Genomic DNA, 11,106 nt, shown 5'->3' with positions numbered 1-11,106 from the left:
CACCGCACCGGTCCCTCCCCGCCCGCCGCCGGAACAGTCGTCAGCCGACGACCCGGCGCCGGAACAGTTCGGCGATCCGGGCGCTGTCGAAGCCGCCCGCGGCGAGCACATCCGCGGTGTCGGCGCCCACCGCGGGCGCCGGGGCCGGTTCGGCGGCGGGGGTACCGGAGAACCGGGGTGCGGGAGCGGGCTCCGGCCCGCCGTGCGCGCCGGTACGGAAGGTGCCGCGAGCCGTGTTGTGCGGATGAAGCGGGGCCTCCCTCAGCGACAGGACGGGTGCCGCGCAGGTGTCCCGGCCGTGGAACGCCGCCGCCCACTCGTCCCGGGTACGGGTCGCGAAGACGGCGGTCAGACGCTTGCGCATGGCGGGCCACGCGGACCGGTCGTGCTGCCGGGCGAAGTCCGGGTCGTCGGCCAGCCCGAGGACCCGCAGCATCCCCGCGTAGAACTGGGGCTCGGCCGCGCCCACCGACATATGACGCCCGTCCGAGCAGCGGTAGACCGCGTACCAGGGCGCGGCTCCGTCGATCGGGTTGGCGGCCCGCTCGTCCCGCCAGGTGCCCTGGGCCATGAAGCCGTACACCATGGCCAGCAGTGACGCGGAACCGTCCGTCATGGCGGCGTCCACGACCTGCCCCTCGCCCGTGGCCCGGGCGCTGAGGACCGCGCTGACCACGCCGAGGGCGAGGAACACCCCGCCACCGCCCATGTCGCCCGCCACATTGAGCGGGACGACGGGTTCATCGGCCGTGCCGATCGCGTGCAGCGCGCCGGACAGGGCGATGTAGTTGATGTCGTGCCCCGGCTCCTGGGCCATCGGGCCGTCCTGGCCGTATCCGGTCATCCGCCCGTAGACCAGGCGCGGATTGCGGGCCAGCAGTTCGCCGGGGCCCAGCCCGAGCCGCTCGGCGACACCGGGGCGGAATCCCTCGATCAGTGCGTCCGCGGAATCCGCGAGCGTCCGTACGACCTCGATGCCCTCCGGGCTCTTGAGGTCGACGGCGATGGAACGCCGGTTGCGGTGCAGGACCGGCTGGATGCTGCGCTTGCCCGCGTATTCGGGGCGGTCGAGCCGGATGATCTCCGCACCCAGGTCGCCGAGCAGCATTCCGGCGTAGGGGCCGGGTCCGATGCCGCCGAGTTCGAGGACCCGGATACCGGTGAGCGGGCCCCGGGACAGCCCGGGGCGGGAGACGGGGATATCGGTGGTCATGGGTGATGCTCCCTGGTGGGCGCGGATTCCTGGGCGGTCGGCACTACGCGCTGTGCGTGGCGGAGAACCGCTTCCGCAGCTCCGACTTGAGGATCTTGCCAACGGGCGAGACGGGAAAGTCCGCCACGAACTCCAGCAGGCGTACCCGCTGATAGGGGGCCACCTGCCCGGCGACCAGGTCCATCAGCTCGTCCGCGAGCCCGGGGTCCGCCGTGAATCCCGGCCGCAGTTGTACGAAGGCCACCGGGGCCTCGCCCACCTCCTCCCGTGGTTCACCGACCACTGATGCCTGCGCGACGGCCGGATGCGTACAGATGATCTCCTCCAGGGCGGCCGGATAGACGTTGTAGCCCTTGTAGATGATCATGTCCTTGGCGCGTCCGGCGAGATAGAGGCAGCCCTGTTCGTCGAGCCGGCCGAGATCGCCCGTGCACAGCCAGCCGTCCTGGAACTGCTCCGCGGTCAGCTCGGGGGCATGGTGGTACCCGTCCGCGATCTGGGGTCCGCGCACCCAGATCTCGCCGGTGTCGCCCACCGGCAGCGCGGTCCTGCGGTCCGCGTCGCGGATCTCGATCTCCGTGTCGAACACAGGTACGCCGACGCTGCCTGCGGGCTGCTGGTACCCCTTGTGCAGCGGCGGCACGGTCACGGTGAGGGTGGCCTCGCTCAGCCCGTAGGCGTCGGTGAGAACGGCGTTCGGATACAGCGCCCTGATCCGGTCGTGCAGGGTGGTGTCGCTGGGCGCGGCTCCGATCGCGACCAGGCGTACCGACGAGAGATCGTACGAACCGGCCGCCGCCGCTCGCAGCAGGGCGTGGTGGAAGGTGGGCACACCGCGGACCGTGCCGGCCCGGTAACGCTCCACCTCGGCCAGATAGCGGGGCGGGTCGAAGCGCCCGGAGTTCACGAAGGTCGTGCCCAGCAGCACATTGAGGGAGTAGCCGACGAGCCCGGTCGCGTGGAACATCGGGAGGACATTGACCACCGCGTCGGCCCCCGGCCTCATGGGCAGGTTCTCGTACGCGCCGGGCACCGGGTCGAGGCGCAACAGCCCGCGCTCGTCGAGAGCGGCGGCGTACCCGCTGCGCCAGGTGGCACCGTGGAAGGTGTGCACCGCCAGATTGCGGTGGAGGACCCGGACGCCCTTGGGCGCACCGGTGGTGCCGCCGGTGTACTGGAGGTGGGCCAGCGAGTCCGGCGGCACGGTGTGGCCGGACAGCGGCTCGGAGCGCAGCAGGTCGGCCAGCGGGACCGCGTTCGCGGGGAGCGGGGACACCGCCGTACCGGGTGCGGGAGCGGCTTCGGTGGGCGGCACCCACACCGTGAGCGCGAGGTCCGCGCCGCCCGCTTCGAGCAGTGTGTCGGCGCAGGACGGATGGGTGAAGGCGGCGACCGCGCCGCAGTCGGCGAGCTGCTTGCGCAGCAACGGCGCGGGCTGTGCGGTGTTCACGGCCGCGGCAGCCGCGCCGGAGCACAGGATCCCGTAGTAGACGACCGGGAACCACAGGGAACCCGGTACATGCAGCAGGACGATGTCGCCGGGGCCGACACCCCGCTCGCGCAGCCCGCCCGCGATCCGCATGGCCTGTTCGTGGAACTCGGCGAAGCCGATGGTCCGCGAGCCGTCGATCAGCGCCGGACGGTCCCCGTACAGCTCGGCCGCCGAGGCGAGGACCACATCCATTCCGACATCGGGGCAGGGGAGCCGGCGTGGCAGGCCCGTGGGCCAGGCCGGGAGGGAAGGGGCCATGCGATCTCCTGAGGGCTGGGCGTCGCACTGCGGACGGTTCCCTGACGGCCGTGCCGACGGGGCTGAGCGGATTCCGCGAGAGCATCGACATAACAACTCTTTACCTGTCTGATTCCAGGTGTCAAGATGCGCGTATGAATCACCAGATCAATCGGTGTACGGCTTGAGCGGGAGTCTGGTGGTGCCGAGTCCATGTCGCTCCAGTTTACAGAACGAGCGTTCACATATGTGAGGTCGGCTGGATAGCGAGTGGCTATGTGCCGGATAGGCGGCTGCCCTCTGGACAGCTCTGGGGAAGCGCTTGATGATCCCGGTGTGACGACTACACAGCGACACCGCCGAAAGATCATGATGACCGGTCCGGAAGTCGACGCCTACCTCGCCGAACAGCGTGTCTGCCGGGTGGCGACGCTGGCCGCGGACGGCAGTCCCCATGTCGGTGCCCTCTGGTACGCCTGGGACGGCACGGCTCTGTGGCTCTACTCCCTTGTGCGCAGCCAGCGCTGGAAGGACATCACCCGCGATCCCCGGATCAGTGTGATCGTGGACGACGGCCACGCATACGGTGAGATCCGCGGGGTGGAACTGCGCGGTAGCGCGACACCTGTCGGAGAGGCCCCCCGCACCGGGGAACCGAACGAGGAGCTGGACCGGCTGGAGGCCGTGTACGCCCGGAAGTACACCCGGAACGGCCGGATGCCGTACGACGGCCGGCACGCCTGGCTGCGCATGGTCCCCGAGCGGATCGCGTCCTGGGACTTCAGCAAGATCCCTGGCGCCTCCGATGCCTGACATCACCGCCGCGCGCCCGGCCCCGCGGTGCCCCGCCGTCGGGCCAGGCGATACGGCGGAGCGAACAGGACAAAGCGCGGGTGGAACGAGCGGCACAGGCGGGGCATGAGCGAGCAGGGAGTCAGAGATGATCGAGGAGCCACGGAGCACGCCGCCCGCCGGACATCCGGCCACGCCGCCTGCCGGACAGCCGGCCACGCCGCCTGCCGGACAGCCGGCCACGCCGCCCGCCGGACGGCCGGTCACCCCGCCGGCCCGAGGGCCGGTCATCGTGGCCCGGAGCGGGCGGGTCGCGACCCTCACCCTCAACAGGCCCCGGGTGCGCAACGCGCTGAACGCGGAGCTGATCCGGGCCATGCGGCGGGACCTGGCCGAGCTGAACCGCGATCCGGATATCGACGCGATCGTCCTCACGGGCGCCGATCCCGCGTTCTGCGCGGGACTCGATCTCGGCGAACTCGGCGACAACGGGCTCGGCTTCGGCGCGGGAGAAGGTGAACCGGTCCCGGCCGGGCGCTCCTGGGCGCCACTGGCCAAGCCGGTGATCGGCGCGGTCAACGGTCCGGCCGTGGCCGGAGGGCTGGAGATCGCGCTCAACTGCGACTTTCTGATCGCCTCCGAGCGTGCGGCGTTCGCCGACACCCACGCCAGGGTCGGGGTGATGCCCGGCTGGGGTGTGTCGGTCCTGCTGCCGGAGCGGGTGGGGTTCGCGATGGCCCGCCGGATGAGCCTCACGGGCGATCAGGTGACCGCCGCCGAGGCGCTGCGGATCGGCCTGGTCACCGAGGTGGTCGCCCACGGCGAACTGCTGCCGAGCGCCCTGCGGGTCGCCGGGGCGATGAGCGGGGACCACCGGGGTGGGGTCGCCGCGATGCTGGCCTCGTACCGGCGGATCGAGTCCGAGGTGCTCGGGGCGGGGCCGCGGATCGAGGCCGAGGGCCTGCTCGACTGGAAGCGGACCTTCGACCGCGCCGATGTGGTGCGCAGCCGTGACGAGGTGCTGGCCCGTGGCCGCGCACAGCGGGACGGCTCACATAAGTGAGTATCTGTTCCGTCGTGAAGTATGCCTTGCTCTCTGGTGCCTACTGGGAAGGTTGACATCCAGCCACCTCTAAGTAAAGAATCGTTCGGAATAGGAGGTGGTTTGGTGTCTTCGCTGGAGGAGTACCTGGAAGCCGCCGGAGCATGGCTCAGGGCGCATGCGGAACCCCGTGGGACGAGCGGGGAACTGGAATGGGGCAAGGGCCCGGACGGGGTCTTCCTCTTCCGGGACACATCCCCCGAGGAGGACCAGGCGGGGATCGACGCGCTGAAGCGGTGGCAGCGGACCAAGTTCGACGCCGGATACGGAGCGATCGGCTGGCCCGTCGAGTACGGCGGCGCCGGCCTGCCCCGTGCGTACGAGGAGGGCTTCCGCCGGCTGGAAGCCGGTTTCGCCATCCCGGCCGTGGCCGATCTGGTGTCGATCTCCCTGGAGATCGAGGCCCCGACGATCCTCACCCTCGGGACCGAGGAGCAGAAGCGGCGCTGGCTGCGCCCGCTGCGCCGAGGTGATCTGCTGTGCTGTCAGATGTTCTCCGAGCCGGGCGCGGGCTCCGACCTCGGTTCCATCTCGCTGCGCGCCGAGCGCGACGGCGAGGAGTGGGTGCTGAACGGGCAGAAGGTGTGGACATCGGGCGCCCAGCACGCCGACCTCGGCATCGTGATCTGCCGTACGTCCAAGGACGCCCCACGCCAGGAGGCGTTCACCGCGTTCGTGGCACCCCTGGACGCCCCCGGTGTCTCGGTGCTGCCGCTGCGCCAGATGACCGGCGGCACCAACTTCAACGAGGTTTTCTTCGACGACGTCCGGATCCCGGACTCCGCGCGCCTCGGCGAGGTCGGCTCCGGCTGGTCCGCGATGATGACCACCCTCGGCTTCGAGCGCGCGGCGGCGGCTCGCGGCGGTGGCGGTGGCGGCCCCGACCTCTTCGGCCGGCTCGTCCTGACCGCCCGCCGGCTCGGCAGGCTGGAGGATCCGCTGGTCCGGCAGGCCCTGGCGGATCTGTACGCGCGCAACCGCATGCGGTCCTGGACGGCCAAGCGCGCGGCGGCGGGCGCCCGCGCGACGGGAGCCCCCGGCCCGGAGGGTTCGCTGTCCAAGCTGGCCCTCACCCAGTCGCTCCAGCGCGCGAGCGAGATCGCCACCCGACTGCTCGGCCCCGCCATGGTGGCCGACACCGGTGAGTGGGGCACCTACGCCTGGTCGGAGCTGGCGTGCGGGGTGCCAGGACTGCGCCTCGGCGGCGGCACCGACGAGATCCAGAAGAACACCATCGCCGAGCGCGCCCTCGGTCTGCCGCGGGAGCCCAGGGTGGCACCGGCGTCCTGAACGGTGTGCCCACCGGGCCCCGGGGACGTGGCACCGCCCGCGCGCACCGGCCCGGAGCGCAGGCGGCTCATCTTTTCCTGACCAGCGTTGTATCTATGGAGAGTGGAGGGGACGTACTCGTGGAGTGGGTCTACAGCGAGGAGCAAGAGGAACTCCGCCGGGTTGTCAGGCGGTTCCTCCAGGACAGGTCGCCGACGACCGAGGTGCGGCGGCAGATGGAGACCGAATCCGGTTATGACACCGAGGTCTGGCGGCAGATGGCCGGACAGCTCGGCCTCCAGGGCCTGGCCGTCCCCGAGGAGTACGGCGGCAGCGGTTTCGGCCAGGTCGAACTGGGTGTGGTCTTCCAGGAGATGGGCCGGGCCCTGCTGTGCGCACCGTACTTCGCGACCGTCGCCCTCGCCGCCAACACCCTGCTGACGTGCGAGGACGAAGGCGCCCGGAAGGATCTGCTGCCGGGCATCGCCTCAGGCGAGACCATCGCCACCCTCGCCCTGACCGAGGACGACGGCCGGTGGGACCTGGACGCCGTACAGCTGCGGGCCTCCCGTTCCGGCGACGGCGGCGGTGACGGCGGCGGTGACGGATACGTGCTCGACGGAGTGAAGTCCTTCGTGCCCGACGGACACATCGCCGATCTGGTGCTGGTCGTCGCCCGCACCGACGCGGGCCTCGGTCTGTTCGCCGTCGCGGGCGAAGCCGCCGGACTCGCCCGTACGCCACTGAGAACACTCGACGCCACCCGCAAGCAGGCGCGGCTGGAGTTCTCCGGGACGCCCGCCCGGCTGATCGGGGTCGACGGCGGTGCCGGGCGCGGCCTGGAACGGGCGCTCGATCTGGCGGCGGTGGCGCTGGCGGGGGAGCAGATCGGGGGTGCGGAACTCTGTCTGGAGTCGGCGGTGGCGTATGCGAAGGAGCGTGTGCAGTTCGGCCGGCCGATCGGTTCGTTCCAGGCGGTGAAGCACAAGCTGGCCGATATGTTCATGGACGTGGAGTCGGCGAAGTCGGCGGCCCGGTACGCGGCGTGGCAGGCGGCCAACGACACGGACGAACTGGGTTCGGCGGCGAGTGTGGCGAAGGCGTACTGCTCGGACGCGTACTGGAACACGGCGGTGGAGACGGTGCATCTGCACGGGGGCATCGGCTTCACCTGGGAGCACGACGCGCATCTCTACTACAAGCGTGCCAAGTCCTCGCAGGTCTTCCTCGGCCACCCGGACCACCACCGCGAACAGCTCGCCCGGCGCATCGGCCTTGCCGCCGCGTGAGCGCTCGCCGATGTGTGACGAATCACCGACGCGTGCGTACGCGCCGCCGTGCGGCCACCCGCCGACGCGTGAACGACTGAGCCGGCAGGAGGCACCAGCATGCCCACGTTTCCGACACCGGGGCACCACCCCGGCCCCGTCCGGAGCGCCTTCACCGACGCCACCGCCGTACAGGCGCTCGGCGACGGGGAGTTCACCGCGCGGCTCGTGCCGGAGTGGGGGTATCGCGGCCACCCCAACGGGGGCTATCTCCTCGCCGTCGTGACCCGCGCCGCGATCGAGGCGACCGGGCGGGCGCACGCGCACGCCGTCAGCGCCTCCTACGTACGGGCGGCGACCGGTGGACCGGCGCGCATCCGGGTCGAGCGGGTGCGGTCGGGCCGGCTGGTGGACAACGTCCGGGCCACCCTGTGGCAGCGGGACAGGATCGTCGTGGACGCGCTGCTGGTCCTCGGGGCGGCGCCGGGGGAGGGCCCGCCCGGCTGGCAGGACGTCCCCGACCCCGGCCCGGCACCCTTCGGGGAGTGCGAACCCGTGGCGCCCAGGCCGGGCCTCCTGGAACTCCTCGACATCCGCTACGACCCCGGCGCTCCGCCCAGGGCCCGCACGGGCGGCACCGGCGAGGCCCGGATACGCGGCTGGGTCGGATTCCGCGACGGCGCCGAACCGGACGGTCCCACCACTCTGCTCACCCCCCTGCTCGCCGCCGACGCGCTGCCGCCGTCCGTACTCAACATCGGCCTCCCCGGCTGGGCCCCCACCGTCCAGATCTCGGTCTATCTGCGGGGCACACCGGCACCCGGCCCCCTCGGGGTCTCGGTCGCCGCGCGCATGGTGAGCGACGGGTGGTTCGACGAGGTCTCCGATGTCGTCGACTCGACCGGCAGGCTGGTCGCCCAGTCCCGTCAGATCGCCCTGGTCGGCACTGCGGGCTGAACCGCGCGGCCGTGGCATGAAACGCGGACACGGCGGTCGCCCGCGCCCGCCCTTCGCGGTGGGGGCGATGGCCTCCTCCAGATCGAGGACGGCCGGATCGGCATCGCTCGCGACCGCCTCCGTGATCAACGGCAGGCCGGCCCCGGGGCGGCCGGCTCACTGCGGCGCGGTCGGCTCTTCCGGTCGGCGGAACTGGGCGGCTCCAGGGCTCGCTTCTCTGGAGTGACTCTTTACTTAATTGCTCACCGGCGTGAGGATGCATCTCATGGATCACAATCTTTGGCAGATCTTTTCGGGTGTAGCGGATGTGATACCCGACCAGGAAGCCATCGTTGATGGTGAACGAAGATTTACCTACCGGAGACTGAAGGACCGATCGGCCCGTGTTGCGCGGGTCCTCGGTGACCACGGCCTCGGCTGCCGGACCCCCCGCGCCGGCCTACGGCCCTGGCAGACCGGCCAGGACACGGTGGCGCTGTACATGCTCAACTGCGCCGAGTATCTGGAGGCGACGTACGGCGGCTACGCGTCCCGCACGGTCCCCTTCAACGTGAACTATTCCTATGTCCGCGCCGAACTCGCCTATCTGCTCAACGACGCCGACGCCGCGGCGGTCGTCTACCACGCGCGGTTCGCCCCGGTCGTCGCGGCGACACTCCCGGACCTGCGCCGCGCACCACTGCTGATCCAGGTGGCCGACGGCTCCGGCGAACCGCTGCTGCCCGGCGCCCTGGACTACGAGTCCGCGCTCGCCGGTGCCGCGCCCGCCCCGGACACCACCGAGGCCGACCCCGATGACCTGCACCTCATCTACACGGGCGGCACCACCGGCATGCCCAAGGGCGTCCAGTGGCGCCAGGGCGACTTCTGGTACGGCTCCCTCGCCCGGGGGCGGCTGCGGGACGGAACGGGGCTCGACGCGATCGCCGCCCACGCGGCGGCCCGCAGGCGCTCGCGTGTCCTCGTCGCCACACCTCTGATGCACGGCATGGGGCACAGCACCGCGCTGAGTGCGCTCGCCCACGGCGACACCGTCGTCTTCCCCACCGTCACCGAGCGTTTCGACGCCGCCGACGCCTGCCGCACCATCGAGCGGGAGAGCGTCAACTCCCTGGCGATCGTCGGCGAGGCGTTCGCCCAGCCACTGCTCAAGGAGCTGGAGACCGGCCGCTACGACGGTTCCAGTGTGCGCATCATCATCACCGGCGGTGCTGCCCTCGGTGCCCGGAGCAAGGACCGGATCACCGCGGCTCTGCCGAACAGCACCGTCTTCGACCTCCTCGGCGCGTCCGAGACCGGCGGCGCGCTCACCAGCACCGACCAGAACGGCGGCGGGCAGGGGCTCTTCGTACCCGCCGCCGGGGTGACCGTCCTCGACGCCGGACTCACCCGGCGCGAGGAACCCGGCCACACCGAGGTCGGCTGGTTCGCCAAGTCAGGCCGTATCCCGCTCGGTTATCTCGGCGACCGGGCCAGGACCGAGGCCACCTTCCCCGTCGTCGACGGGGTGCGCTGGTCCGTCCCCGGCGACCGCGCACGGCTGCGCGCCGACGGACTGCTGGAGGTCCTCGGCCGTGACGCGGCCACCATCAACACCGGCGGTGAGAAGGTGTACGCCGAGGAGGTCGAGGACGCGCTGCTGAGCCACCCGGCCGTCACCGAAGCCGTCGTCACCAGCCGCCCCAGCGAGCGCTGGGGCCAGGAGATCACCGCCCTGGTCGCCCTCGCCCCCGGCGCCACCGTCACCGACGACGAACTCAAGGATGCGGCAGCCCGGGTCATCAGCCGCTACAAGCTGCCCAAGGCGATCATCCGCATCCCCTCCGTCCACCGCACCGCGAACGGCAAGACGGACCGCTCCTGGGCGAAGCGGGTCGCCGAAGAGAGCCTTCCCCGAGCTGAGGGGAGCCTCCCCCGAGCCGAAGAGAGCATCCCTCCGAGCTGAGGGGAGCCTCCCCCGAGACAACGAGCAAAGGAACGTCAGTCATGGCAGAACAAGCGGTTCCGCCCCTGAAGGAGTACCTCGAAGAGGCGGCGGCCTGGCTGCGCGCCCACGCGCGGCCCCGCCCGCCGCGCAGCGACCTGCGCTGGGGAGAGGGCACCGACAGCGTCTCGCTGTTCCGCGGTACCTCCCTGGAGGAGGAGCGCGCCCAACTGGACGCCGTCCGCGCGTGGCAGCGTGAGAAGTCCGACGCCGGCTACGGCTCCATCAGCTGGCCCGTGGCCTACGGCGGCGCCGGACTGCCGCCCGCCCACGAGTCCGGCTTCCGGGCCCTGGAACGGGGATTCGACATCCCGCAGATCACCGATCTCGTCTCCATCTCCCTCCAGATCGAGGCCCCCACGATCCTGGCCCTCGGCTCCGAGCAGCAGAAACAGCGCTGGATTGCCTCCCTGCGCCGCTGCGACGAGCTGTGCTGCCAGCTGTTCTCCGAGCCGGGCGCGGGCTCCGACCTGGGCTCCATCTCGCTGCGCGCGGAGCGCGACGGCGAGGAGTGGGTGCTGAACGGGCAGAAGGTGTGGACCTCCGGCGCCCAGTTCGCCGATGTCGGCTATGTCATCTGCCGAACCGACTCCCGGGCCCGGCGACAGGAGGCGTTCACCGCCTTCCTGGTGCCGCTGGACACCCCGGGCGTGACCGTCCGCCCGCTGCGGCAGATGACCGGCGGCGTCAATTTCAACGAGGTCTTCTTCGACGACGTCCGCGTCGGCGACGCCGACCGGCTCGGCGCGTTGGGGTCCGGCTGGTCGGCGATGATGACCTCCCTCGGCTTCG

Annotated in this window: 9 protein-coding genes; 7 read left to right on the top strand and 2 right to left on the bottom strand. The window is 71.4% G+C overall.

The window, feature by feature from the left end:
- Window positions 1–40 precede the first annotated feature (40 nt).
- Both ACWF94_RS20880 and ACWF94_RS20875 read right to left on the bottom strand, forming a co-directional pair.
- A complete protein-coding gene (locus ACWF94_RS20880) occupies window positions 41–1,213 on the bottom strand; it encodes a CaiB/BaiF CoA transferase family protein (RefSeq protein WP_453490273.1) in 1,173 nt (390 codons plus the stop codon).
- A gap of 43 nt (window positions 1,214–1,256) precedes the next feature.
- Entirely contained in the window at window positions 1,257–2,963 is a 1,707-nt protein-coding gene (locus ACWF94_RS20875; protein ID WP_453490270.1) for a class I adenylate-forming enzyme family protein, read from the bottom strand.
- Window positions 2,964–3,278: 315 nt separating this feature from the next.
- Between ACWF94_RS20875 and ACWF94_RS20870 the strand changes: the two genes are divergently transcribed.
- The 7 genes from ACWF94_RS20870 to ACWF94_RS20840 form a co-directional block, all read left to right on the top strand.
- Window positions 3,279–3,755 (top strand): pyridoxamine 5'-phosphate oxidase family protein, encoded by a 477-nt coding sequence (locus ACWF94_RS20870; RefSeq protein ID WP_453490267.1) that lies wholly within the window; start codon window positions 3,279–3,281, stop codon window positions 3,753–3,755.
- A 127-nt stretch (window positions 3,756–3,882) separates the two neighbouring features.
- Window positions 3,883–4,797 carry an enoyl-CoA hydratase gene (locus ACWF94_RS20865; RefSeq protein WP_453490264.1) on the top strand — a complete coding sequence of 305 codons (915 nt, stop codon included), beginning with the start codon at window positions 3,883–3,885 and terminating at the stop codon, window positions 4,795–4,797.
- Between the two features lie 105 nt (window positions 4,798–4,902).
- Entirely contained in the window at window positions 4,903–6,126 is a 1,224-nt protein-coding gene (locus ACWF94_RS20860) for an acyl-CoA dehydrogenase family protein (RefSeq protein WP_453490261.1), read from the top strand.
- A 95-nt stretch (window positions 6,127–6,221) separates the two neighbouring features.
- Window positions 6,222–7,394 carry an acyl-CoA dehydrogenase family protein gene (locus tag ACWF94_RS20855; protein ID WP_453490258.1) on the top strand — a complete coding sequence of 391 codons (1,173 nt, stop codon included), beginning with the start codon at window positions 6,222–6,224 and terminating at the stop codon, window positions 7,392–7,394.
- A 99-nt stretch (window positions 7,395–7,493) separates the two neighbouring features.
- Complete coding sequence (locus ACWF94_RS20850; RefSeq protein WP_453490255.1) at window positions 7,494–8,330, top strand: thioesterase family protein; 837 nt, start codon at window positions 7,494–7,496, stop codon at window positions 8,328–8,330.
- 265 nt (window positions 8,331–8,595) lie between these two features.
- The gene (locus ACWF94_RS20845) at window positions 8,596–10,275 is read left to right on the top strand and encodes an AMP-binding protein (RefSeq protein WP_453490252.1); all 1,680 of its coding nucleotides are present in this window, start codon (window positions 8,596–8,598) and stop codon (window positions 10,273–10,275) included.
- A 41-nt stretch (window positions 10,276–10,316) separates the two neighbouring features.
- The coding region (locus ACWF94_RS20840) for an acyl-CoA dehydrogenase family protein (RefSeq protein WP_453490249.1) at window positions 10,317–11,106 on the top strand (790 nt) is incomplete at its 3' end.

This window comes from Streptomyces sp. NPDC055078, from assembly GCF_053607985.1.
This window is presented reverse-complemented; position numbering and strand designations above follow the sequence as displayed.